This window comes from Micromonospora fiedleri (genome assembly GCF_016774385.1).
Classification (GTDB): Bacteria; Actinomycetota; Actinomycetes; order Mycobacteriales; family Micromonosporaceae; genus Micromonospora; species Micromonospora gifhornensis.
This window is the reverse complement of record NZ_JAETXL010000036.1, coordinates 1-523: the sequence shown is the minus strand read 5'-3', so window position 1 is coordinate 523 and position 523 is coordinate 1. Positions and strand designations below refer to the sequence as shown.

Annotated in this window: 1 protein-coding gene; it reads left to right on the top strand. The window is 58.7% G+C overall.

The annotated features are described in order from the left end of the window. Window positions 1-218: 218 nt before the first annotated feature. Window positions 219-523 (top strand): RHS repeat-associated core domain-containing protein (locus JMF97_RS30510; protein WP_203224667.1); only part of this gene is annotated, 305 nt, incomplete at its 3' end.

Here is a 523-nt window from a genome sequence, read left to right as displayed (position 1 = left end):
TCTTTCACTCATCTAAATGTGTATCAGGGACAGCGACACAGTTGGGGGGAATCGACTTCACGCGTCCGATAACCACCCTAAGTGGCATGTCCACCATCTAGAGCAGCGCCGAGTCCACCCGCAACTGGCAGATCGCCAACCTGCACGGCGATATCGTCGCAACGATACACGGGAACGATTCGGGTCTGACCACCGTACGCGGATATGACGGGTATGGGGTGCCACATACGAGCACGGCCGGCGACGAGGGCTACGCATGGCTTGGCTCAACTGGGCGAGCAACAGATCCGTCCGCAGGCATGGTGCTGATGGGCGTGCGCCTCTACAACCCGACAACAGGGCGATTCCTTCAGGCTGACCGAATTTTTGGAGGAAACGCAAATGCGTACACCTACCCAGCTGATCAGATCAACAGTCTTGACATCGATGGCCAAGTAGCTATCGCCATCCCGGCTGCCGTCCTTGGAGGCGGCCCCATCGCGGCGGCCGACGCAGTCATAGCATCCATGGCCGCATTCATCAC